The 23,256-nt window shown below is 51.6% G+C and carries 22 protein-coding genes; 10 read left to right on the top strand and 12 right to left on the bottom strand.

Going from position 1 to position 23,256, the window contains the following annotated elements; all coding sequences use genetic code 11:
• The first annotated feature begins 11 nt into the window (after positions 1-11).
• Positions 12-1,790 carry a thiamine pyrophosphate-binding protein gene (locus AC8GE9_RS02370; protein WP_506675505.1) on the top strand — a complete coding sequence of 593 codons (1,779 nt, stop codon included), beginning with the start codon at positions 12-14 and terminating at the stop codon, positions 1,788-1,790.
• A gap of 18 nt (positions 1,791-1,808) precedes the next feature.
• Here AC8GE9_RS02370 and AC8GE9_RS02365 read toward each other — a convergent pair whose 3' ends face one another.
• From AC8GE9_RS02365 to AC8GE9_RS02350, 4 genes are all read right to left on the bottom strand, one after another.
• Positions 1,809-3,491 carry an FAD-dependent oxidoreductase gene (locus tag AC8GE9_RS02365; RefSeq protein WP_506675504.1) on the bottom strand — a complete coding sequence of 561 codons (1,683 nt, stop codon included), beginning with the start codon at positions 3,489-3,491 and terminating at the stop codon, positions 1,809-1,811.
• 11 nt (positions 3,492-3,502) lie between these two features.
• A complete protein-coding gene (locus AC8GE9_RS02360; protein ID WP_506675503.1) occupies positions 3,503-4,225 on the bottom strand; it encodes an SDR family oxidoreductase in 723 nt (240 codons plus the stop codon).
• A 114-nt stretch (positions 4,226-4,339) separates the two neighbouring features.
• The gene (locus AC8GE9_RS02355; protein ID WP_506675502.1) at positions 4,340-4,864 is read right to left on the bottom strand and encodes a GlcG/HbpS family heme-binding protein; all 525 of its coding nucleotides are present in this window, start codon (positions 4,862-4,864) and stop codon (positions 4,340-4,342) included.
• 82 nt (positions 4,865-4,946) lie between these two features.
• Positions 4,947-5,924 (bottom strand): tripartite tricarboxylate transporter substrate binding protein, encoded by a 978-nt coding sequence (locus AC8GE9_RS02350; protein ID WP_506675501.1) that lies wholly within the window; start codon positions 5,922-5,924, stop codon positions 4,947-4,949.
• 148 nt (positions 5,925-6,072) lie between these two features.
• Between AC8GE9_RS02350 and AC8GE9_RS02345 the strand changes: the two genes are divergently transcribed.
• A complete protein-coding gene (locus AC8GE9_RS02345) occupies positions 6,073-6,957 on the top strand; it encodes a LysR family transcriptional regulator (protein ID WP_506675500.1) in 885 nt (294 codons plus the stop codon).
• Between the two features lie 13 nt (positions 6,958-6,970).
• On the opposite strand, the gene AC8GE9_RS02340 is transcribed toward AC8GE9_RS02345, so the two are convergent.
• The 7 genes from AC8GE9_RS02340 to AC8GE9_RS02310 all read right to left on the bottom strand — a co-directional run bounded on the left by AC8GE9_RS02340 (position 6,971) and on the right by AC8GE9_RS02310 (position 13,790).
• Entirely contained in the window at positions 6,971-7,552 is a 582-nt protein-coding gene (locus tag AC8GE9_RS02340) for a mobile mystery protein B (RefSeq protein WP_506675499.1), read from the bottom strand.
• A gap of 11 nt (positions 7,553-7,563) precedes the next feature.
• Positions 7,564-8,022, bottom strand: coding sequence for a mobile mystery protein A (locus AC8GE9_RS02335; protein WP_506675498.1), 459 nt, complete (start codon positions 8,020-8,022; stop codon positions 7,564-7,566).
• Between the two features lie 186 nt (positions 8,023-8,208).
• On the bottom strand, positions 8,209-9,195 hold the full coding sequence (locus tag AC8GE9_RS02330) for an ABC transporter ATP-binding protein (RefSeq protein ID WP_506675497.1): 987 nt from the start codon (positions 9,193-9,195) through the stop codon (positions 8,209-8,211).
• A gap of 35 nt (positions 9,196-9,230) precedes the next feature.
• Positions 9,231-10,223, bottom strand: coding sequence for an ABC transporter ATP-binding protein (locus tag AC8GE9_RS02325; RefSeq protein ID WP_506675496.1), 993 nt, complete (start codon positions 10,221-10,223; stop codon positions 9,231-9,233).
• Between the two features lie 13 nt (positions 10,224-10,236).
• A complete protein-coding gene (locus tag AC8GE9_RS02320; RefSeq protein WP_506675495.1) occupies positions 10,237-11,127 on the bottom strand; it encodes an ABC transporter permease in 891 nt (296 codons plus the stop codon).
• Positions 11,127-12,068, bottom strand: coding sequence for an ABC transporter permease (locus AC8GE9_RS02315; RefSeq protein ID WP_506675494.1), 942 nt, complete (start codon positions 12,066-12,068; stop codon positions 11,127-11,129). The genes AC8GE9_RS02320 and AC8GE9_RS02315 overlap by 1 nt, the downstream gene beginning before the upstream one ends.
• Before the next feature lie 120 nt (positions 12,069-12,188).
• Positions 12,189-13,790, bottom strand: coding sequence for an ABC transporter substrate-binding protein (locus AC8GE9_RS02310; RefSeq protein ID WP_506675493.1), 1,602 nt, complete (start codon positions 13,788-13,790; stop codon positions 12,189-12,191).
• Positions 13,791-13,972: 182 nt separating this feature from the next.
• Between AC8GE9_RS02310 and AC8GE9_RS02305 the strand changes: the two genes are divergently transcribed.
• On the top strand, positions 13,973-15,409 hold the full coding sequence (locus AC8GE9_RS02305) for an N-acyl-D-amino-acid deacylase family protein (protein WP_506675492.1): 1,437 nt from the start codon (positions 13,973-13,975) through the stop codon (positions 15,407-15,409).
• Between the two features lie 62 nt (positions 15,410-15,471).
• Here AC8GE9_RS02305 and argE read toward each other — a convergent pair whose 3' ends face one another.
• Positions 15,472-16,653: an acetylornithine deacetylase gene (argE, locus tag AC8GE9_RS02300; protein ID WP_506675491.1), complete on the bottom strand. Its 1,182-nt coding sequence runs from the start codon at positions 16,651-16,653 to the stop codon at positions 15,472-15,474.
• 196 nt (positions 16,654-16,849) lie between these two features.
• On the opposite strand from argE, the gene AC8GE9_RS02295 reads away from it, so the two are divergent.
• Genes AC8GE9_RS02295 through AC8GE9_RS02265 form a run of 7 tightly spaced genes read left to right on the top strand, consistent with a single transcriptional unit; the run spans position 16,850 to position 23,235 of the window.
• On the top strand, positions 16,850-18,079 hold the full coding sequence (locus AC8GE9_RS02295) for a diaminopropionate ammonia-lyase (RefSeq protein ID WP_506675490.1): 1,230 nt from the start codon (positions 16,850-16,852) through the stop codon (positions 18,077-18,079).
• 15 nt (positions 18,080-18,094) lie between these two features.
• Positions 18,095-19,339 (top strand): Zn-dependent hydrolase, encoded by a 1,245-nt coding sequence (locus tag AC8GE9_RS02290; RefSeq protein ID WP_506675489.1) that lies wholly within the window; start codon positions 18,095-18,097, stop codon positions 19,337-19,339.
• Complete coding sequence (locus AC8GE9_RS02285) at positions 19,336-20,271, top strand: N-carbamoyl-D-amino-acid hydrolase (RefSeq protein WP_506675488.1); 936 nt, start codon at positions 19,336-19,338, stop codon at positions 20,269-20,271. Before AC8GE9_RS02290 ends, AC8GE9_RS02285 begins: the two co-directional genes overlap by 4 nt.
• 24 nt (positions 20,272-20,295) lie before the next feature.
• On the top strand, positions 20,296-21,510 hold the full coding sequence (locus AC8GE9_RS02280; protein WP_506675487.1) for an MFS transporter: 1,215 nt from the start codon (positions 20,296-20,298) through the stop codon (positions 21,508-21,510).
• A 49-nt stretch (positions 21,511-21,559) separates the two neighbouring features.
• Positions 21,560-21,787, top strand: a complete 228-nt coding sequence (locus AC8GE9_RS02275; protein WP_506675486.1) for an AbrB/MazE/SpoVT family DNA-binding domain-containing protein — start codon at positions 21,560-21,562, stop codon at positions 21,785-21,787.
• The gene (locus AC8GE9_RS02270) at positions 21,787-22,209 is read left to right on the top strand and encodes a type II toxin-antitoxin system death-on-curing family toxin (RefSeq protein WP_506675485.1); all 423 of its coding nucleotides are present in this window, start codon (positions 21,787-21,789) and stop codon (positions 22,207-22,209) included. The genes AC8GE9_RS02275 and AC8GE9_RS02270 overlap by 1 nt, the downstream gene beginning before the upstream one ends.
• A gap of 48 nt (positions 22,210-22,257) precedes the next feature.
• Positions 22,258-23,235 (top strand): quinone oxidoreductase family protein, encoded by a 978-nt coding sequence (locus AC8GE9_RS02265; protein WP_506675484.1) that lies wholly within the window; start codon positions 22,258-22,260, stop codon positions 23,233-23,235.
• The last annotated feature ends 21 nt before the right edge of the window (positions 23,236-23,256 follow it).

The raw sequence follows: 23,256 nt of genomic DNA, 5'->3' as shown, positions 1-23,256 counted from the left end.
CGGATAATAAAATGGCGATGATGAAGGGCGGTCAGCTGATCGCCGAGACCTTGGTGCAAGAGCGTGTGCCTTACATCTTTGGTATTTGTGGACACGGCAACGTCGGTATTTTGGATGCTTTGTACGATGTCCGAGACAAAATTCAGCTGATCTCGCCTCGGCATGAGCAATGTGCCGGACATATGGCAGATGCATACTACCGCGTCAAACACCGCCCAGTCGCGACACTCACCTCCACAGGTCCTGGCTCAGCCAATATGGTGATGTCCTTAGCGACCGCGCTTTCAGACTCATCGGCGTTTATGGCGATTACCGCCAACGTACCCACCTCACAACACAATCGCGCACCTTTTCAAGAGCTCTACAAACACAATCAGGCTGACTTTGCGCAGGTCTTGCGCCCTGTGGTCAAGCGCGCATTCCAACCCACGCGCGTCGATATGTTGCCACTGGCCTTGCGTCAAGCCATGGACACGATGGTCACAGGCCGTCCAGGTCCGGTCAATCTTGATATTCCGTACAACGTTTTTCAAGAAGAGGCGGACGTAGAGTTACCCGCACTCTCGCAACTCGATCGCCCTCACCGTCCAGGCGCCAGTGACTACGATATCAAAGCTGTGTTAGATATGCTTGAGCAAGCCCGACAACCGGTATTGTTTATCGGTCATGGTGCAACGCTTGCCGAGGCCGGACCTGAGATCACTGAGTTCGTCAACCATTACGGTATCCCCGTCATCACCTCGCCTAATGGTATGGGCTGTATCGATGGTAACAACCCCCTTGCCCTTGGCTTTATCGGTCGCAATGGCGCATATCCCGCCAATCAAGCTGGCCGCTTTGCCGATCTGGTACTGACGATTGGGACACGCTTTGACGATCGCTCCTCCTCGACGTGGATTCCTGGGTATTCCTGGAATTTCCCAACGACTAAGCTGATCCATATTGATATCGACCCGCAAGAACTGGGTCGTAACTATCCCCCCACACTCGGCATCATTGCTGACGCCAAAACGTTCATGGGTCAGTTGCTGGCAGGCGCCTCGAGCAGAACCAGTATTAATGAAAAAAATTGGGCACCCTGGCGCGAACAAGTCCAAGGCTGGCAAAGTGAATGGAATACGTTTGTCGCACCGCACTTTACCGACTCGACCAGCCCCTTGCGGCCTGAGTTTGTAGTCAGTGCTGTTCAGCAAATGCTTCCCGACGATGCCATCCTATGTCTCGACTCAGGTGTACATCACAACTGGTTTATGCAATTTTGGCGTGCCAAGCGACCACAAAGCATGCTCAATAGCTGGGGCTACTCTTCGATGGGCTTTGGTGTGTGTGGCGTCCTGGGCGCGCAGCTTGCTGCGCCTGACCGGCCCTGCGTGGCCGTGGTCGGAGATGGCGGTTTCACCATGGCGCCTTATGTCCTCTGTACAGCTGTTGAATACAACCTGCCTGTTGTCTGGATCGTTTGGAATAACTTTGCCTGGGGCGCGATTCGCGATCTCCAATATGGTTTGTTCGATGGTCGCGAAATCGGCACTGCGTTTTACAAAGGCCAAACCGGTGAACAGTACAACCCTGACTTCGCTGCGTGGGCGAGAGCCTGTGGCGCAGATGGCATGACCGTCACCAAGCCCCAAGATCTTAAAGGTGCGATAGAACGCGCAATCAAGAACAAACGGCCTTGTTTGATCGATGTCCATGTTGATGCGAATATACGTCCACCCTCAACAGGAACGTGGCAGTTGCCACCGATTCCTTACAAGGAGCCGATTTACGGCAAGCCACACGCCCGCTAACGCTAGACGAGCCTTAGTTTATAAGCGTCGCGCAGCATGTTTTGCAGCGATATAGGCAAACGTCAATGCGGGGCCGAGCGTAATGCCCGGTCCCGGATAGGCACCATTCATCACTGATGCCATATCATTGCCGCACGCATACAGTCCCGTGATCGGTCTGTTGTCAGCGCCAAGAACACGTGCATGCACGTCTGTTTGCATTCCTGCGGACATGCCGAGATCAGAGGGAATCACTTCGACGGCATAAAACGGTGCACGGGCAATGACCGCCACACAGGGGTTAGGCTGCTGATCGGCGTCACCCAAATGGCGCTGATACGCATTCGCACCGCGACCAAACTCGGGATCTTCACCCGAGGCTGCATATTGATTAAATGTATTGACCGTACTGGCTAAGGCATTAATCGGCAACCCGAGTTTTCCACCCAAATCCTCCAGAGTCTCGGCGCGTTTTAAGTAGCCCGAGGCAATATCTGCATCAAGACGATAGGTAAAAGGCTTAATTTTGCCGAGACCATATTTCCAGAGAAAGCGACTGTCACAAATCAGGTATGCAGGCACGGCATGGTTTTGAGGATCTACCTGCGCTTTGACAAATTCATGATAAGAAACGGCTTCGTTTACAAAACGCCGCCCCTGTTGATTGACTGCAATCAGGCCAGGCTTGGCTCGATCTGTCACGGTGTGTGGATAGACACCAAGAGAGTGGTCTGCGCGTTGAAAAACGGAGGCGGGCACCCAGAATCCACCCTGCTGAGTCGGCGCGGACAACAGCACATCCGTGGCATCCAGCGCCAACTCCGCACCTCGATTGAGCGACTCAGACTCTGCACAAGCTGTGACATCACTCACCCCCTCAGGGATGTAATGACGTCTGAGAGCCGTGCTGTGAGACAGACCTCCCGTTGCAAGAATCACCGCCTTATTAGCAAAGAATTGACGTAGCTGACCATTATCACGCACCTCTACACCCGTCACGCTACAGCGGTCGCTCGTACTCAACAACCTCACAACAGAGGTATCAACCCGCACTTCGACACCCAAGTCTAAAACAGATTTATATAGTCGTCCTGCTAATGCATTACCAAGGTAAAGCGTGGTGCCGCGCAGATGCCTCATGCGTTGTTTGGCATATTGTGCGACTAATTTAAACGTATGCATCGTTGACTGAAGTGACTGACCCACACGACGCAGGTGAGGAATATCCTCACGGCTAATCATCATTGCGCCAAACAACATAAACTCAGGCAAAGGCCAGCGTAGATGAGCAAAATGCGCCCCAAGTTCACTGCCATCAAAGGGCACGGGTTCTAAGACACGCCCACCCAAGGTTGCTCCCGGGAGGTCGGGATAGTAATCAGGATATCGTTTAACAGGCCGCAGTTTGAGTGAAGTGTGTTGCTCGAGATAACGAATAGCCTCGTCCGAGGTCGCTAAAAACGCTTCCATTTTCTCGTCAGAACCCGTCACCGTATGCTGCAGATAACGCTTGGTGTTCTCGAGGCTGTCATCAAGCCCGATCTCTTGCATTTTGTGATTGGCCGGCACCCAGACCATCCCACCAGAAATGGCGGTCGTGCCGCCGATCAGAGAGGCAGACTCGAGGAGCAACACGGTTTGACTTTGCTTGGCTGCAACAGCGGCGGCACACAGTCCAGCTGCGCCGCTGCCAACAACAATCACATCGTATTGATCGCGCATAAGCGTCTGACTTAGATCAAGCCACCGTTTGGCTGAATAATCTGACCATGAATCCAGGATGCGCGATTCGAGGCAAGATAAGCAACCACATCCGCGACTTCGTTAGGCTTGCCGATCCGGTTGAAGGGGCTCATAGAGGCAGCGCGCTGTTTGGCTTCGTCTGTTTTTCCAGCATTAAACAAATCCGTATCGACTGCGCCTGGCGCCACGCCATTCACACGCACTCCACGCGGACCCAGTTCCTTGCCCATCGAGCGGAGCAAAGACTCGACTGCAGCTTTTGTTGCTGTATAGGGCCCGCCACCTGGTACGGCATTACGCACCATAGAGGTCGTGATACCAATGATCGAACCACCATCCAATACCTCTTTTGCAGCCTCCGTCAATACGTTGAACGCACCAAAAACATTGACCTCCATCAGTCTGCGGAAGTTGTCGTGCGTAAACTGTCCCATTGGGATGTAAGGTTGATTGATCCCGGCATTGACCACGACCACCTGAGGACGTGTACCAAAATCTTTAATCGCGTGAGCAAAAGCGCTCTGCACTGCTGCAGCGTCACAGACATCTGCGGCATACGCTTTAATCTGTCCCGCTTTCTCTAAGGCCTTAGCTTCGTCAGGCTTACTCACATAAGTAAATGCCACACGGAAACCGTCTTGTGCCAAAGCTTGCACGCAGGCTGCGCCAATTCCGCGCGAGCCACCAAAAACCAAAGCTAAAGGCTGAGTCATTTCTTGTCCCTTGTTATGTTGCTATTCGTAGTAATGCTATGAATCTAGATTATCAACGAATTCACAGCAACAACAAGAGTTTTTAGACGTTTTTAGGGTTTTTCAGGGTGAGCTCTAGAGCGTTCTTGACTCCAAACCCACTTTCGAATAAATGTCATTGACATGCTTTTTCACATCCTCCGGCATGTCATCATCAACAGGTTTGTGAGCCCAACCAACTTTAGCCCGCGCATATTGAGCCATCACTTCGTCTTGGTCAGAGGTGCCACCGCTGATTCCATACGCACCAACCATCTCGTTACCCTTAAAAATAGGTGCACAGCCTCCTGACACAACGATTTTTCCCCCTGTAAATACCGAAGCATTCATCAGCATTTGTGGATTCCTTTCTTTAAACCATTGTTGAATGATCAAACCGTCTTGAAAGCGTGGACTCATGGAGCGAAAAGCGGCAACCGTAAAGGCTTTACTTTTTGCTGTCTCAGGAGTGATGAATCCAGCATTATCCATACGCTCAAGCGCGAGCAGATTACCCTCAGGACTCACAATTGCAGTTGAAATTGGCACGCCCATTTCGAGTGCTTTTTCCTCAACAACCTTCATAAATTCGCGGCACTCAGCCAGAGTAAGTTTTGTCATGATTTTTTCCGTAAATTCCTAATAAATTAAATTGAATATCTATAAATCAAATTCAAAATTGAACTGAAAATCTTAAAGAAACTCACATCTGAACGTTTGCTTCCTTAATCACAGCAGTCCATTTTTTAGTTTCTGTTTGTATAAAGCCTGCGAACACTTTAGGGTCTCCTTCAATCGGCACCACACCTTGTTTTGCAAGCTGATCCTGAACTTGAGCATTCGCAAGCGCGCGACTAACCCCGCTAGATAGAGCCGAAATAGCGTTCAGCGGAGTGCCTGCCGGTGCGACTAACCCGAACCACACCGAGCTTTCAAAATCTTTTAACCCGGACTCAGAAAGCGTTGGCAAATCAGGGGCAGAGGGAATACGGCTTGGACTTGCCACACCTAGACCATACAATTTCCCGGACTTGGTATGAGGCAAGACTGTCGAAGCAGGAGCAAACATAATATTGACCCTTCCAGCCAGTAAATCTGTCACAGCCTGGGAGCTACCCTTGTATGGCACATGCAAAATATCAACTCCTGCTACTTTCGCAAATAACTCACCGGATAAATGAGGTGCCGTACCATTTCCTGAAGACGCATAAGAAATCGCTTTAGGTTTGGCCTTGGCAGCAGTGACTAAATCTTTTACAGATCTCAAATTAAGTTCTGCATTCGCGACCAACATGATTGGGACACTACCAATCATCGCAACAGGAGAAAAACTTTTTTCTATATTTGCGAAGTCTGACTTACCAGAACTTGCATTGATGACGTTGGCAATGGTGAGAACAAACAGGGTATAACCATCCGCAGGAGAGCCAGCGACGGCTTTGGCAGCAATATCGCTACTCGCACCAGGTCTATTCTCCACAATGAACGACTGCCCCATTTCCTGACTCAATTGGTTCGCCACGATACGGGTCGCTACGTCGGTAGCGCTACCTGCCGGAAATCCAACGACCACACGCACCTGTTTAGCGGGAAACTTATCTTGCGCCTGCGTGGTGATATGAGGGCTAGTCAACAACATCGCCACGCTCAGGACTTTTAATAGCAAGCTCAATTTTTTCATTTTTTATCACGCATACTTAAAGATGCGCGTCTCCTTCAAAAGCTGTTAACAGACCGGACATAGACCACGTCTTCTGAACGCTTTGATATTAGGATCCGAAGACTTACAATTCAAACAAATATTTCTAATTGATTAATTAATATTTCTTATGAATATAACAATTAGGCAATTGCAAGCTTTTTCCCTCACCGCAAAGCTTGAAAGCTTTACTAAGGCAGCTAAAGCAATGCATTTGACACAATCTGCTCTCAGTCAGCTTGTCCGTGAACTTGAGAAATCTATGGGGGTCAAACTGTTCGATCGAACAACGCGTCAACTTGCGCTGACACAAGTCGGGATAGAGTTTCTCGCAAGCTCCAACCGAATATTGACCGATCTGGATCATGCGCGCACCAATGTAAACAAATGGCTTGCCCACAGAACTGGCAAGGTTGTTATTGCTGCCCCGCTCGTTTTATCGAGTACATACCTTGCAAAAGTCATTGCTGGCTTTAAAAGAGAATTTCCCGATATCGAACTCGTCCTAAAAGACTCTCTCCCCGATGAAGTGATCAATCAAATCCGCAATGGAACTGCAGACCTCGGAGTGGGCACGCTGAGGCGGACAGAGTCTGGTCTTCATACGCAAGATCTATTCGATGAGTCGATGGTCGCAATTTTTTCTTCTGATCATGCACTGAGCCGTATTAAAAAACTGGATTGGAAACACCTAGAAGGAGAAAGCTTGTTATTGCCGAAATTTGGCAGTGTTTTTAGAGAACTTTCAGAGAAAGGATTTGCGAAGGCAGGTATTTCACCTGAACCCTTTTTTGAAGCAAACTATGTGGGAACACTCATAGGCCTCGCAGCAGAAGGTTTGGGTATCGCGATTGTTCCCAAATATGCCACATCTCTTGCGGACGCCACCAAAACAAAGTGGCGTCAACTTAACAAACCACTCATTAAGAGAAGAGTCTGCTTGATGCGCAGACTCGACACAACCATGTCCCCCGCAGTTGAAGCATTCGCCAACTTTCTATTGAAGTACAAATGATCTTGCACTATCACTAACTCCGAGCAAACTCGATGAGATCCCTGTACTCAGATTGATCTGCTGCGCGAAGAGCAGCTAAATACCTCGCCCTCGTAGAGCCAATGGTTTCGAGTGACGCTGAACCCCATGACAATCTAGGTCGACCCAATCGAATAATCAAGTGATCTGCCATCATTCGCGCATGCCGACCATTTCCATTGGGAAAAGGATGGATCCAGACCAACTGATGATGAAACCTAACAACCGTTTCATCCGTTTCGTAGACGTGGTGATCAATCCAGTAACGCGTGTTGTCGAGTAAAATGCGGAGTTTGACTGAAATTTGAGTCCAATCCACACCAATGTTTTTATTACTCTGACGAAATGTTCCCGCCCATTGCCATGTTCGATCAAACATCTTTCGATGAAGGTCGCGAACGAACCCCTCTTGCAATAAATCTCTCTTTTTTTGGCGAGAGGCCCACTCCTCACCCTGACTAATATTTGTTTTTTCCCAACCGTTCAAATCAACTTGTAATGAAATATGCGAAGGTAATAAACCTGCAGCCTCATCAGGGTCTAGGGGCGTTACCCCATTTGGATAAATAAACAGCATGCTTAACTTTCTCACCATAATTCACGACGTGAACCCTCAATCAAATCCTTGACTGACGACTCGAACTGGAATTTGTTTACTGAACTCTGAACCGCCTGATCTTCGAGAGCCATTGTGTGCAGTATCGGACGCATTCGCTCCGTAACCACCACTTCAGCTCGCGCCTGAAGTTGCTGCGCCAAACTTGTTCTGGGTATGAGCGCATAGTGCAGCTCGCAATCCAATGCCTCCGCCATCTTGCGCAAACTGGCGAGGCTAATAGCATCATTCGCCTCTGCTAACTCCAGTTTGCGAACACCCGCATGCGACATACCAAGACGACGGGCAAAAGCTGAGGCGGACATACCAAGCGCTTCACGTATGCTTTTCACCCAGCCTGACCTTGGACGCGGACTCATGCACAAAGAAGTCATTCGAGCAAGAAGTTCATCTGTCTGGTGAAGTTGCAAATCTCTAAATTGATTTTTCATATAACTTAAAGGTTTCATTTTAATGAACTAAATATAACCTATAAGATTCAATAAATCAATAAATATGAAACCTATGGAAATCAAAAATTAAAAAACTCCCTTCCAGATCACCAGAAGGGAGTTTGCCAAAATTCCATAAGGAATTGTGCCTGTTAAGCGTCTTTTTAGTAACGGAATTGTTACCGTTTAAACCTCACGCAAATGGCACGCCACCATTCGCCCAGAAGGCAGAATGGTTTGCTTAGGCTCTTGGGTCTTGCAGATATCTATCGCCTCGGGGCAGCGCGTATGAAAGTGGCAGCCCGTGGGACGTTTGACGGGGCTCGGCACATCGCCTTGCAACACAGTACGGACGGTCTTTTTTTCAGGATCGGGAACTGGAACGGCCGAGAGCAAGGCCGACGTATATGGATGCTTGGGATCAGAAAACAGCTCCGTGCGCGTCGCGAGCTCGACTATGCGGCCGAGATACATCACCGCCACACGATGCGTCATGTGTTCGACGATAGCCAAGTCATGGCTAATAAAGAGCAAAGCCAGACCGAGTTCTTTTTGTAGATCCTGCAACAGGTTGACGATCTGGGCTTTGACTGACACGTCGAGCGCCGAGACGGCCTCGTCGCAAATAATCAGATCAGGCTCGGCCGCCAATGCGCGCGCGATACAAATACGCTGACGCTGGCCACCTGAAAACTCGTGCGGCCAACGCTCACCGGCATCTTTGGACAAACGCACTTTATCTAATAAATACGCCACGCGCTCTTTGATTTTGGCTTCGTCAGTCTCAAGACCAAAGTTACGGATCGGCTCGGCGATGATGTCGTACACACGCATGCGTGGGTTCAGGCTGGAAAACGGATCCTGAAAAATCACCGCGATACGCTTGCGCAATGGGCGCAAAGCGCTGGCAGACAAATTATCGATGCGGGTCCCGTCGAGAATCACTTCTCCAGACGTCAGATCGAACAAACGCAAGATCGAGCGACCGACCGTGGACTTGCCACACCCGGACTCACCCACCAACGCAAGTGTCTCGCCCTTTTCGATTGAAAAAGATACACCATCGACGGCGTGCACGTGACCCGTGACCCTGCTAAACAAACCGGTTTTAATCGGAAAGAATTTTTGAATCTGACGGACTTCGAGCAAGGGCACTATAGCGGACTTAGACATTCGGATAACCTAATTCGTGTGAGTCATGAGCAAACTTAGTCATTGGCAAACGCCACTTCGCCAGCAAAATGGCAGGCGACTTGATGCCCGCCTTCTCTAATTTGCATGGCGGGCGCAATCTCATGACAAGGCCCTTTTGCCAAGGGGCATCGTGAAGCGAACACGCAACCTTGAATCTTATTTTTTAAGCTCGGAACCAAACCGGGGATTTCTTTTAATCGGGTCGAATGACCTTCGATCGAAGCGCCCAGCTTAGGCACCGCACCGAGCAAACCTTGGGTATACGGATGCAAAGGATTGGCGAACAATTCTTTGACTGGCGCTTCTTCGACTTTGCGACCGGCGTACATCACCATGACGCGTTCGGCGACTTCAGCCACCACGCCCAGATCGTGCGTGATCAGGACAATCGCAGCACCGATCTTGTGTTTAAGATCGGCCATCAGATCCAAAATCTGCGCCTGAATCGTCACGTCCAAGGCGGTTGTGGGCTCATCAGCGATTAAGAGCTTGGGATCACAAGCAAGCGCCATTGCAATCATCACGCGCTGACGCATCCCACCAGAGAGTTGGTGCGGATATTCGTCCAGACGACGCTCGGGCTCGGCAATCCCGACGAGATTCATCAACTCCAACGAACGCGCACTCGCCTGTTCCTTGGTGATGTTCTGATGCAAACGCAAGGTCTCGCTAAGCTGACGACGAATCTTTAAAACAGGATTCAAACTGGTCATCGGCTCCTGGAAAATCATCGAAATCGCATCGCCACGGATGGCGCGCATTTCTTTATCCGACATGTTGAGCAATTCCTTGCCCATAAATTTAATCGAACCAGCAATTTTTCCTGGAGGCTCGGGAATCAAACGCAAAATCGACATGGCGGTCACGGACTTGCCGCAACCGGATTCACCCACAATGGCGAGCGTCTCGCCTTCGTTTACAACAAAGCTCACGCCATCTACAGCGCGGTTAATACCGTCTGGTGTACGAAAGTGCGTCTGAAGGTTTTCAACTTCTAATAAGGCCAAGAGAATTCTCCAATCAGCTTGTTTTCGACTTGCGAGGATCGAGCACGTCACGGAAACCGTCACCCATCAGGTTGACAGCCAGCACGGTGAACGACAAGAAAACCGCTGGGAAAAAGATGATGTAAGGCAGGATCTGGAACAGTGTTCGACCATCGGCCATGATGTTGCCCCACGAAGGAATGATCGGAGGTACACCCGCGCCGATAAACGACAGAATGGACTCGGTGATCATCGCAGAAGCGCAAATATAGGTCGCCTGCACGGTCAGTGGCGCCAAGGTATTGGGCAAAATGTGCCGCCAGATCAGCATCGGCATACGGCAACCGCAAGAAATCGCGGCATCGACATATGCTTGCTCTCTGAGGGACAACACCACCCCTCGCACCAGTCGCGATACCCTTGGAATCTCTGCGATCGTAATCGCGATCACCACGTTTTCCACACTCGCACGGGTCAAGGCCATTAAGGCAATCGCCAAGAGGATCGGAGGAATAGACATCAAGCCATCCATCACGCGCATGATGATGGCGTCGGCGCGGCGGAAAGTCCCTGAGATCAAACCGATCACCAGACCAATCGTAGAGGCCAAAATGGCGACAGCAAAACCAATCGTCAGAGACACCCTTGCGCCATACATCACGCGCGAATAAATATCTCGTCCAAAGGCATCGGTTCCAAACCAGTTTTTAGCGGAAGGCGCGAGGTTGCGATTACGCGGAGCCAGCTCGGTCGGATCAACCGTACCAAGCCAAGGCGCGAACACTGCGATAAAGAGCATCGCAAGCAACAGGCCTGCACCGAAAGCGATCGTCGGATTATTGAGCAGGAAACCAAAGAAGCCTTTGCGTTGGCGACGTGGTTTGAGCAAATCCGGTAATGGGGGGGCAGCAGCAAATTGAGTCATTAGTAACGAATCCTGGGATCAACGATGGTGTAGATCACGTCAACGGCGAGGTTGACCAACACGTAAACAAAGCTGAACACGACAACCAGTCCCTGAATCAGCGGATAGTCGCGGCGCACAATCGCATCGATAGTCAAACGTCCCAAACCGGGAATCGCAAACACACTTTCTGTCACCACCGCACCGCCAATCAGCAAAGCAACACCAATACCAATCACCGTGACAACAGGAACAGCCGCATTTTTCAGCGCATGAATAAACAAGATACCCGCCTGCCCCATGCCCTTGGCCTTGGCAGTACGGATGTAATCTTGTGACAACACTTCGAGCATCGTGGCACGCGTGATACGCGCAATCAGCGCGATATACACAAAGCCTAAGGCAATCGCGGGCAGAATCAAGTGTTCAAACCAAACACCGAAGCCCTTTTTATAGGACACATAGCCTTGCACAGGCAGCCAATCAAGCTCTAGCGAAAAGAAAAAGCTCAGCAAATAGCCAACCACGAACACCGGAACGGAAAAGCCAACGACCGAAATCGCCATCACGCCACGATCGATCCATGTCCCGGCCTTCCAAGCGGCCAAGACACCGATCGGCACAGCGATACCGATTGCGAGTACAAGGGTCAACGCCATCAACGACAAAGTGGGCTCGATCCGTTGACCGATCAACTCGCTGACAGGAATATTGGTGAACATGGAGACACCAAGGTCACCACGTAAAAGATTAAAAAACCATTCAGAGAAGCGGACGAGGAAAGGCCTATCCAAACCTAAACCTGCTCTGATTTTTTCGACGTCTGCCGGACTAGCTTGGTCGCCCGCAATCACGACAGCCGGATCGCCCGGTGCGATATAGAGCAAGCTGAACACAAACAGGGCGACGATCAGCATGACCGGTATGGTCGCAAATACCCTGCGAACAATGTAACTAAACATAATGTTGGAGTTTCCGTGCGACTAGGTTGAATCCGAAACTACAGCAGATCAGGTGAAAGGTTGCGCGCACCAAAAGATGCGCGCAACCTAAACTTAAAACCTCATCGACTCAAACCAGCGTTAGGTTTTCTTTACACCGTTGAACCAAGGCAATGGACCACCGACGATGCCGGTGATGTTCTTGCGCCAAGCTTGATAGGTATAAAAGAAGCCAGTAGGAATATAGACCACTTCTTCCATCGCAGACTTATTGATTTTGGCGAAAGCTGCTTTCTCAGCATCTAGATTAGATGCATCGAACCATTCGTCAATACCCTTTTCAACCGCAGGCACGTTCGGCCAGCCAAACCAGGCCTTGTCGCCATTCGCACGCACGCCGACGTTTCCGGCGATGGTGGCAGTATCTGCACCAGCATGCCAAGTGTGGAACATGCCCCAACCGCCTTTGCCTGGCTCATTTTTAGAAGCGCGCCGCTGACCCACAGTACCCCAGTCAGTGGCGACGAAGTCGACGTTCATACCCAGACGCTTGAGCAAGTCGGCTGTGATTTCGCCTTGAGCTTTAGTAATGGCATTGTCTTGAGCAACCAGACACACCACGGGCTCGCCTTTGTAGCCTGACTCGGCCAACATTTTTTTCGCGAGCTCCATTTTTGGGCCACTCTTGAGCACGTCACCACCGTTCTCTGAATAGAGAGCTGTGCCTGGAGTAAAGAAGCTGGCAGAATTTTTCCAAAGTTTGGTGTCCGAACCCACCACTGCACGCATGTAATCTTCTTGGCTCACTGCCATCTGAACAGCGCGACGCACTTTTGGATTGTTGAAAGGCGCATGCATATGGTTCATGCGGAACGAGCCGATGTTACCTAACGGATCGGCGATATCAACAGAAATATTGCGATTGCGACGCAGCAATGGTACCAAATCTGGCAGAGGTGTTTCCCACCAATCCACTTCACCACTCTGCAAAGCCGCAGACGCTGTAGCAGGGTCAGGCATGATGATCCATTCGATACGGTCGAAATTGATCTGTTTACCGCCAGCCATCCAGTTGCCTGGCTCTTTACGTGAGTTGTAGCCATCAAAGCGCTCGAACACAGCCAAGGCGCCGGGCTTGAACTCTTTGCGCGAGAACTTCATTGGGCCCGAACCGATGTAATCCTCAATCTGCTTGAAAGGATCGGTCTTAGCAAAGCGCTCAGGCATGATGAAGCAAATCGGCGTACCGACCTTGCCCAGTGCCAATAGCATTTTTGGATACGGTTTTGACAGGACCCACTTAAAGGTCGAGTCGTTGACGACGGACAGTTCTTTTTGAACCGCGCGAATCATCAGACCCATAGGATCGCGTTGCGACCAACGGTTGATACTGGCGACCGCGTCGACGGCGCGAACGGGCTCACCATCGTGGAACTTCATACCGGGACGCAACTTGAAGGTCCAGGTCAACCCATCGCTGGAGACCTCTTCGCTCTCAATCATCTGACGCTTAGGAACCAGCTTGTCGTCCATACCGTAGAGTGTGTCCCAAACCAGCTGGGCGCCGTTACGCACCACGTACTGCGTGCCCCAAATTGGGTCAAAGTTCGCCAAGTTGGACTGGGGAACAAATTTCAGAATGCGGGAGGAGGATTGCGAAAAAGCGGGAGCACCAACCATGCCAGTTGCCGCCAAACCCAAACCAGCTGCGCCCTTCAGTAAATCACGTCGATTTAATTTCATAAAAGACTCCAGATAAATAGGAACGTGCAATATTTATGAAAGCAATTACCGTGCCACAGTGGGTAATTAGCTTTAGACCAAATTTGGAACAACAAAAAAGAATGTTTTTCCACGAAGAACTTAATGAATAACAGCCGAAGTTGTACCATAATGGTGCGACTTACAACACTCAAGTTATCCCTATGAAATGTGATCTCCTTCTCAAAAACGGCGTCGTCATTGATGGTTCGGGTAATCCCCGATACCGCGCGGATGTGGCCATTAGCAACGGCAAGATCAGCGCGGTCGGACCGAACCTCCAAACTGAGGCCGCAACCACCGTGGACGTGGGCGGTTTCACCATTTCACCGGGATTTATTGACGTCCACACTCACGACGATCGTTTGGTGCTGGCCGACCCCTCGATGAAACCCAAGATCAGTCAGGGAGCGACAACTGTCATTACCGGCAACTGTGGCATCAGTTTGGCGCCACTTGGACGCACCAATCCGGTGCCTCCATTAAATCTGGTGGCCGATGAGTCCGAGCAACGCTATGGATCTTTCAAGGAATATTTCGAAGCTCTGGAGAAAACACCCTCGGCGATCAACGTCGCCTCCTTAGCGGGTCACACCACCTTGCGCGCGGTGACCATGCAGGACTTAGAGCGCCCGGCCAACAATGCCGAAATCGCAAAAATGCAACAACTCGTACAAGAGGCGCTCGATGCAGGCGTCGTAGGTGTCTCGACCGGGTTGTATTACATCCCCGCACAAGCCGCGACCGCTCAGGAAATTCAGGCCGTGTTCGAACCCTTACGCGGCACCAATGCCCTGATCGCCTCGCACATCCGCAACGAAGCGGAGCATGTGCTCGAAGCCATGACCGAAGCCATGTCGATCGCCAATGCACTCGGTGTGCGTCAGGTCATCTCTCATCACAAGGTCAATGGGCGCGCCAACCACGGCCGCTCGACTGAAACACTGGCACTCATCGACAATGCTCTCGCAAATAGCGACGTGTGCATGGATTGCTATCCCTATATCGCCTCTTCCACCGTCTTGCGCCAAGATGCCGTCGAGCAAGCCGCACGCACCTTGATCGCCTGGTCAAAAGCCAAACCAGAAACTGCCGGTTGTTATGTGGATGAGTTGATGAAAGAGCAGAGCCTGGAGCTCACCGAGTTTCTCGCGACGCTACAGCCCGCAGGCGCGATTTATTTTTCCATGGATGAAGGCGATGTCGAGCGCATCATGGCACACCCCGAGACCATGATCGGCTCGGACGGCTTGCCGCATGACACGTTCCCGCATCCCCGTCTGTGGGGCGCCTTTCCTCGCGTGCTGGGTCACTACTCACGCGATCGCAAGATCTTTTCTCTAGAGACTGCGATCTACAAAATGACGGGCATGCCTGCCGCGAAATTTGGCCTCAAAGACCGCGGACTGATCGCGCCAGGCTTCGCAGCGGACCTCGTCGTTTTTGATCCACAAGAGATCCGCGACCTTGCAACGTTTTCAGACCCCATGCGCCCCGCCGCCGGTATCCAGCGCGTCTACGTGAACGGCGTGGCAAGCTGGAGAAATGGGGCATCGACAGGCGCTCGTGCGGGTCAGGTGTTACGTCGCGCCACGCCATAAAAAAACCCGTGTTCGTCTGACTGAACACGGGCATTGATATCACCCTAGCGATAGAGTGGGACTCAGGCCAGTAAAACTTCCTGTGTCATGCGCTCGCGCAGACGATCCATAAAGCCCAGACATTCTTCGAGTTGACTGATCTCAATAAATTCGTTGGGCTTGTGGGCGACATCGATGTCACCAGGACCAATCACCACACATGGTATGCCGGCGCGGTTTAACCAGCCTGCATCGGTGGCAAACGACACACGACCCAGCATATTGTTGCGAGCGAGGCTTGTCCCTAAATACGTAATCGCCGCGTCCTGATCAGTTGCCAAAGGCGCTGAGTTGGAAATCGTCTCAAACGTAATATCCGCCTCGGCTGAAATCTTGCGCATTTCGACTTTGAGGGTTTCGGCATACTCCTGCACCTGACGAATCAACTCGTCTGAGTTTCCTTGTGGCAAGGTACGACAATCGAAAATGAACTCGCAATCCTTGGCCACGATGTTGGGAGCCGTACCGCCGTGGATCACGCCAGTCTGCATCGTGCCGTGCGGAGTCTTAAACATGGGGTCAAAAGGGCCTTCTTTCTGAATCTGCAGCGCCATACCGCGGATTTTTTCTACTAGACGGGCCGCATATTCGATGGCGCTCACGGCATCCGGGGCCATCGAGGAATGCGCCTCTAGACCACGCACGCGGCAACGCGTCACACGCATCCCCTTGTGTCCTGTCATCACCTGCATCCGTGTGGGTTCGCCCACAAAACAACCGGCAGGATGGATACCCGCCGCGGCTAAATCTTTAATCAATGTCTGCACACCGATACAGCCGACTTCTTCATCGTAGGTCAAGCCAATATGCAAGGGTTGTTTTAAGTCACTATTCATAAAGGCAGGCAACATCGCGACGGAGGCCGCAATATAGCCCTTCATGTCCACCGCGCCGCGACCGTAGATCTTGCCATCAGCGATGTGGGCTTTAAAAGGGTTGGTATTCCATGCCTGACCATCCACGGGCACCACATCAGTATGGCCGCAGAGCACGATACCGCGTGCTTTTGGATCGCCGAACGTGGCAAACAAGTTGGCCTTGCGCTTGTCAGCGTCGTAGGACAGTCGTACCGCCAGACCCAGTGATTGCAAATGATCGCGTACGTATTCGATCAACCCCAGGTTGGACTCGCGGCTCGTCGTATCGAAACCGACGAGGGTTTCTAACAAGCTAATGGTTTTCTGGACAGTAGGTGCGTAGGTCATAAGAGGCTCAGTGTGAGTGATCGGCTACAAAGTGTTCGGAGGCAATGCTTAAAAATATAAGGCTTTTTATACCATTGTCTGGGTCATGACCGAGATACTGCTCTGCACAATAAATAAAAGTCGTCAGATCGACTATCCTAAACACATTGAATGCCACAATATTGGCGAGCTTTTAAAGGTTTTTTACAGGTTTTTTATGAATCCCCAGATTTTGCAAGGTTATGGCGTCGCGCTCTATACCAACCCCGTTGCGAGCGCTGCCGACGACGATTATGGGCAATTCAGAGCGACCATCCTCCATACTTTAGGGTTTGACGCTGCTGAAAAAGAAATCTCGGGCTGGCCAGGTTATGCCAGTACCGCACTTCATGCCCTGCCTCAGTTGGCAAAAAAACTCGGCATTGCGGCCCTTTATTACAAAGACGAGAGCACGCGCTTTGGTTTGAAAAGCTTCAAAGCGCTCGGCGGCGCCTACGCAGTCTTTCGCCTGATTCAGAAAAACATCGCAGCGCAACACGAAGGTCACCTGGCTACCCCGGAGGAAATTCTCTCCGGCAAGTATGCCGATATCATCTCCAACATGACCGTGACCTGTGCGACGGATGGCAATCATGGCCGCTCAGTCGCCTGGGGCGCCCAGCTGTTTGGCTGTCGCTGTGTCATTTACATTCACGCGACTGTCAGTGAAGGTCGTCGCGCCGCCATCGCGTTTTATGGTGCGGAGGTCCTTCGCATACAAGGCAACTACGACGACTCCGTACATCATGCGGCACAACAAGCTGCAGAGCACGGCTGGACTGTGGTCTCCGATACGACATACGAAGGCTATCGTGATATTCCGATCGACGTCATGCACGGTTATGGCGTGATGTCGCGGGAAATCGTGAACGAACTCTATAGCAACCCACCCACCCATGTGTTGGTTCAAGCCGGTGTCGGCGCGCTCGCAGCCTCGGTCTGTGCCACATTTTGGCAAGCCTGGGGGGCCAAACGCCCTCAGTTCGTCATCATCGAACCCGAACGTGCGGATTGTTTTTTTCAAAGTGGTCAGGTGGGTCATCCTGTTGTAGTGACCGGCGATCTTGATACCGTCATGGCAGGCTTGGCTTGTGGTGAGGTCTCACCTGTCGCGTGGGATATTTTGAAAAACGGTATTAATTGCTATGCCACGATCGCGGACGAGTTCGCACTCGAAGGCATGCGCGTCTTTGCCAATCCACATGCAGACGATCCCAAAATTGTCTCGGGTGAAACAGGTAGCACAGGCCTGGGATTATTGATGGCAGCCCAAGGTCATCCCTTGCTCTGGAACACCCTCGGGCTCAATGCCAATTCTCGCGTCTTATTAATTGGTAGCGAAGGCGATACCGATCCTACGATTTACAAAGAAGTCGTCGGCAAGACCGCGCAAGAAGTACTGGCTTAGTGGCGGGCACACAATATGCACACCTTGCAAATTAATGGCCCACGCCTATTGGCTCAACTTCAAACACTTGCGGATATCGGTCGCACCGAAACCAATGCCTGTTGCCGGCTCGCTCTCACCGACGAAGACAAGGCAGGACGAGATCTCGTCGTAGGCTGGATGAAAGAGCTCGGCATGTCAATTTCTGTCGATCCCATTGGTAATGTTTTTGGCGTGCGTGCGGGTACGCGTCCCGAGCTCGCACCCATCATGACAGGCTCTCACACCGATACCGTACGTACCGGTGGTGCTTACGATGGTAACTACGGCGTACTTGCAGGACTTGAAGTCGTTGCAACGCTTAACGAAGCCAAGCTCAATACCGACCGCTCCATCGTCGTCGGGATTTTTACCAACGAAGAAGGCGCGCGCTTTGCGCCCGACATGCTGGGCTCGCTCGTCTACGTGGGCGGCATGCCACTCGACGAAGCCTTGGCCGTCAAAGCGTTTGATGGTGCAGTCTTGGGTGATGAACTCAAACGCATCGGTTATCAAGGATCCGCGCCACTTGGCGTGCACAAGCCTCATGCATTTGTCGAGCTGCATATCGAACAAGGTCCTCTGCTTGATGCAGATGGCATCAAAATCGGCGCTGTTGAAAATCTGCAAGGGATCTCCTGGCAAGAACTCACCATCGTCGGTCAGTCCAACCATGCTGGCACCACACCCATGCGTCTGCGCCATGATGCAGGCTACGCCGCAAGTGCCGTGTCCACCTTTGTGCGTGAGCTCACACGCAAGATGGGCGGCAATCAGGTCGGTACCGTCGGTCATGTCGTGCTCACCCCCAACCTCATCAACGTGATCGCCGCGCGTGCCACCATCACCGTTGATTTACGCAATACCGATGAGCTGTTGTTGCAACAAGCCGAACAAGCATTCAAGGACTTCCTGAAGTCACTCTCTGAGTCTGAGGGCGTCACCATCACCTCGAGACGCCTCGCACGTTTTGAACCAGTTGTCTTTGATGCAGCACTGACCGACCGAATTGCACATCACGCACAGGCCCTAGGGCTCTCGCATCAACGGATGACCTCAGGCGCTGGACACGATGCGCAAATGATGGCGCGTATTTGTCCAACCTCTATGATTTTTGTGCCAAGCGTTGGCGGCATCAGCCACAACCCCGCCGAGCATACCGAACCTAACGATCTCATCGCTGGCGCCAATGTCCTGCTCGCCACACTGACCGAACTTGCCACTCAGGAGTCCACCCCATGACCCGTATCATCACCGTAGGCGCTGCTCAACTCGGCCCCATCCAACGCGCCCACTCACGCAAAGACGTCGTCGCGCGCCTAATCACCCTGCTCGAACAAGGTGCGCACCACGGCTGCGATCTCGTGGTGTTTCCAGAACTCGCACTGACGACATTTTTCCCGCGCTGGTATATGGAATCGCAAGCCGAGCTTGATGCGTTCTTTGAAGCGCAGATGCCCGGTCCCGAAACACAGGCTCTGTTCGATGTCGCGCGCAAACTTAAGGTCGGCTTTTATCTCGGCTATGCGGAACTCACCGTGGAGGATGGTCGCACAAGACGTTTCAATACTTCGATCCTGGTCGACCAAACGGGCAGCATCGTCGGCAAATACCGCAAAATCCATTTGCCTGGTCACGCCGAACACGAACCCTGGCGACAGTTTCAACACCTCGAAAAACGCTATTTCGAAACAGGCAATCTCGGCTTTCCAGTATTTCGCGCTTTTGGCGGCATTATTGGTATGGCGATCTGCAACGATCGCCGCTGGCCCGAAACATACCGCGTGATGGGTCTGCAAGGTGTCGAGATAATTTTGATCGGCTACAACACACCTGTCCATAATCCTCCTGCCCCGGAACACGACAACCTCTCGCATTTTCACAATGAGCTTGTGATGCAGGCGGGCGCCTATCAAAACGCCTCATGGATTATTGGTGTGGGCAAAGGCGGCTGCGAAGAGGGGGTGGATCAAATCTGTAACTCCATCATCGTCGCCCCCTCTGGCGAGATTGTCGGTGCCTGCAGCACGCTGGGTGACGAGTTGGCGATTGCCCGCTGCGATCTAGACCTGACTTTGTCGTATAAAAACTCGGTGTTTAATTTTGCCAAGCACAGAGAACCTCACGCGTACGGCATGATCGTTGAACGCAAAGGCGCGATCATTGAAGTGTAAAGAAACACAAGGTTAAATTTTTTAATGTTCAACACTGGCGCCCTGCGCCATCGCAATTTTCGGATGCTCTGGATCGCGACGTTGCTGTCTTCGACAGCACGTTGGGCCGATCTTGTCGTCGTGGGTTGGCTCACGCTTGTGTTGACGGACTCTGCCTTGATGGTCGGTATCGTCACAGGCTGCAAGATGGCGGGCTATCTGCTCGCCCCCATGATGGGCGTGCTGGCCGACCGTATGGATCGACGCAAGCTCTTGATCATGGCCTCGCTCATCAGCAGTTGCGTGACGTTCACCATGCTTGTGCTCTTACTGACCGATACTTTAAAGATCGGTCATCTCATTATTCTGTCACTGATCAGCAGTCTCACGTGGGCACTCGACCATCCGACACGCCAAGCTTTTACCCCCGATCTTGTCGGCAAAGATGATCTCACAAACGCCGTGGCGATGAATGCCGTCGCCACTGAAATGACCGTGGTGATCGGCCCCGCCTTTGGGGGTCTACTCATCCCCGCTTTTGGGATGAGCGGTGCCTATGCCCTGATCGCTCTGATCTATCTCTTTGATCTCGGTGCGCTGCTACGTCTTAAAAATGCCAAATATCCGATCGAGCAAGCACCGCCCCGCAAACACGAACCTCCTCTCAAAAGTCTGGTCGCTGGGTTTCATTACGCCTGGAGCCATCAAACTGTCTTTGTGCTGCTGCTGATTGCGTTCATACTCAACTTTTTTGTCGCACCCTATCGCTATTCGTTTTTACCGCTCTTTTCACGCTACGTCTTGGATGTAGGCCCCACCGGCTATGGCATGCTCACTGCCACCGCTGGGCTCGGTGCCTTAACGGCGGGCTTATTGGTCGTCTCACTGGGCAACTTTAAACGCCGAGGCTTGTTTGTCGTGGTGGGTGGCTTACTCTGGCCCGCCACGCTGTTTATGTTTTCACTCTCAGATTCCTACTACCTGTCGCTTGGCATTGTCTTTTTTGCGGGTCTCGCCCAAGCCATCACCTGGACGTTGATCGCAACTCTAATTTTGAGCAACACCGCTCCGGAGATGCGCGGTCGCGTCATGGGGCTAAGAACAGGTGTCGTCATTAGCCTCCCCTTTGGTAATTTGTTTGCAGGTGCGGTCGCTGAAAGCTTCGGCGTCCAGATTGCACTCGGTGCCTACGGTATCTGCGCCGCTGCGCTGATGCTGCTTATTATTGTGAAAGTGCCCACGTTAAGGAAGTTGCAGTAGCTTAAGGGTTATAACATTTGTTATAATTTCTGCTTGCAAAGGAATGATGATGGCAAACACCCTCAAACTGACCAATATTGGCAATTCCGTTGGAGTCATCCTACCCAAAGAAATACTCAATAAATTAAGGGTAGAAAAAGGCGATAGCTTATACGTCGTTGAAACGCCCACAGGTATTGAGCTGACCTCCTATCGTCCGGATTTTGCCACGCAGATGGATATGGCCGAGCAAATCATGCGCGACAACCGCGATGTATTGAGAAAGCTCGCTAAATAATGATCGCCCCAATTTGGATTTTGCCTGAGGTCGTTCAAGCCATACATAAAAGACAATTAGCCGAACACGGTGGTTCTGAGGGAATCAGAGACCTGGGACTGTTGGATTCGGCTTTAGCGCGTCCGCAAAACCTATTCTTTTACTCAAGTGACGAGATGCGCTTATCTCGATTCGCGGCGGCTTATGCATTTGGCATTGCTCGAAACCACCCCTTCGTTGACGGTAACAAACGAACCGCTTTTGTTGTCTGCATGCTGTTTTTGAAGCTCAATGGTTGCGTTGTTCATGCATCGCAAGAGAAACTGTACGATGTATTTAACGCACTCGCCGACGGCAGCCTTTCTGAGGAAAGTCTATGGCATTGGTTAGAGAGCGTAGTCACACACATAAACAAGTTCGTTCTCCATGAACCAAATGGATGAAATGTAGTTGTATGCTTCTGTTCAATTAAAACAATTAAGGTCACAAAAATGAAGTCATATTGGATGCAAACCGTTGGTAACAAGACTGTGCTCGAGATGCGTGACATTGAGCGCCCCACACCGGCCCCAACACAGGTGCTCGTACGTCTACACGCAGCCAGCCTGAATCGCGGCGAGTTCGTCATCGGTCATGGCCTGCACAAAGGTGGTCAAGCAAGTGCCATCGGCATGGAAGGCGCTGGCGTCATCGAGGCGCTCGGCTCTGAGGTCAAAAACCTCAAAGTAGGTGATCAGGTCATGGGCCGATGCCGCGGCGCCTTTGCTGAGTATGCCCTCATGGATTCGGTCGAAGCCATGCACGTCCCTGCGACACTTAGTTTTGAACAAGCCGCAAGCGTTCCACTGACGTTTCTCGTCGTTCACGATATGGTGTCTCTACAAGGCAAACTGCAGCCCAACGAATGGCTCCTGATTCACGGTGTGTCCTCGGGTGTCGGTGTCGCCGCGTTGCAAACTGCCAAGGCCATGGGTGCCAAGGTGATCGGCACCTCAGGCTCACCAGAAAAACTCGCACGACTCAAAGAGTTTGGTCTGGATGTACCCCTCTGTCTGCGCGGCTCGGGTTTCGAAGAAACCGTCATGAAGGTCACCGACGGCAAAGGAGCGAATCTTGTCATCGACACAGTCGGTGGCTCAGTCTTTGCCGAGAGCATTCGCTGCATGGCCTTTGAGGGTCGTTTCGCCATGGTGGGCTATGTCGATGGCGTGCTCTCTGCCGAGCTTGATTTGCTTGCGCTCCATTCCAAACGTTTAAGACTGTTTGGTGTGTCAAACAAACTTCGCTCAGCGACTCAGCGCGCGGAGTTTCTGCCTGAATTTAAAGCTGAAGTCATTCCTGCTATTGCAGACGGCCGTATCAAGCCACTCATCGATCAAGTGTTTGCCTTTGAACAGCTTGAGCAAGCCAAAGAAATGATGGAAACAAACAAGCATGTTGGCAAAATCGTGCTTCGCATGCCTGTTTAATGCTCGATAAAAGTCTCCACG

The sequence above is a fragment of the Zwartia lucis genome, assembly GCF_965234455.1.
GTDB classification, from domain to species: domain Bacteria; phylum Pseudomonadota; class Gammaproteobacteria; order Burkholderiales; family Burkholderiaceae_B; genus Zwartia; species Zwartia lucis.
The sequence above is the reverse complement of the archived record's forward strand: the minus strand, read 5'-3'. Positions and strand labels throughout refer to the sequence as shown.